The 1,267-nt window shown below is 66.5% G+C and carries 1 protein-coding gene and 1 pseudogene; both read left to right on the top strand.

Annotation, left to right across the window (positions count from 1 at the left end):
• Positions 1-494, top strand: a pseudogene (locus K9B33_RS22880) (hypothetical protein); the annotation flags it as partial.
• Positions 495-500: 6 nt separating this feature from the next.
• Positions 501-1,267 (top strand): nucleotidyltransferase (locus tag K9B33_RS22875; RefSeq protein ID WP_224551415.1); only part of this gene is annotated, 767 nt, incomplete at its 3' end.

The raw sequence follows: 1,267 nt of genomic DNA, 5'->3' as shown, positions 1-1,267 counted from the left end.
CGCCCACATACTTCCCGGCGCACCGGATCGACGACGAGCTCTTCGCCGACGGCGGCATGTTCGCGAACTCGCCCGACATGATCGCGATGCACGAGGCCGAGATGTTCCTCGGCGCGCGGCGCGACGATATCCGAGTGCTCAGCGTCGGGACGACCACCACCGACTTCGCCATGTCCAGCTCGCTCGACCCGGACTTGGGGGTGTGGGGGTGGACGAGAAACCAGAGGCTCACCGACGTGATGATCGGGTCGCAGCAGGCGTTGACCAACGATATGATGAAGCACGTCCTCAACGACCGGTACATGCGCATCGACCGCCGTCAGGCCGACGAGCAACGCCGGGAGCTCGCGCTCGACGTGGCGACGCCAGGCGCGGTCGCGAACCTGCAGTCGATCGCCCGCGCCTCGTTCGCCGAGGTGTCGGGGGACGAACGCCTGCGCGCGTTCCTCGCGCACGAGGCGCCGCCATTCACCTTCGTCAACGCGAGCATCTGAGGCCCCATGTCCCGCGCCGCACGCCTGTTCCATTCCAAGTCCGACCAGACGCTCTACTCGCGCATCACGCCGTCCAGCGACCAATTCGTGACGCAGCAGGCGCGGTGGAACGACCTGGCCGACTTCCTGAAGTCGCGGCTCAAGGACGACACGGGCTACGCGATGAGCACCTGGCTCCAAGGCTCCTACAAGTTCGACACCAAAATCCGCCCGTGGGAATCCGGCGCCGAGTTCGACATCGACCTCGGCCTCTACTTCGAATGGTCCGGCGACGACGACGACGGCGAATACGAGCCCGAAGGGTTCAAGGAACTCGTGCAGAACGCGCTGCTGGACTATGCCGACGACAGCGAGAACGACGCGTCGGGGGTCGCGGACCCGAAGGAGCGCTGCTGCCGCATCGCCTTCAAGCCCGACTTCCACATCGACGTGCCCTGCTACCATCTGGACCGCGGCGCCGACCGGCGCGCTCTCGCAACCGAGACCCGCGGATGGGAGGACAGCGACCCCAAGGCGATCTACACCTGGTTCAAGGACCTGCACGACGACGCGGCGGACCGCGCACAGCTGCGGCGCCTGGTCTGCTACTTCAAGATGTGGGCGGCGCTGAAGATCGAGGACGAGGCCGCGCGACCGTCGTCGATCATGCTCACCGTCCTGGTCGCCGAGGCGTTCGGAGAACTCGACCGATCGGACCTGGCCGACGATGACGACGTGCTGGAGAAGACGATCACCGTGGTCGCCGACCGGCTGGACGCCGATACCGAGGTCCC

The organism is Sphingobium sp. 3R8 (genome assembly GCF_020166615.1).
GTDB lineage: Bacteria > Pseudomonadota > Alphaproteobacteria > Sphingomonadales > Sphingomonadaceae > Sphingobium > Sphingobium bisphenolicum.
Note: the sequence above shows the minus strand (reverse complement) of the source record. Positions and strands in the feature narration are given on the sequence as shown.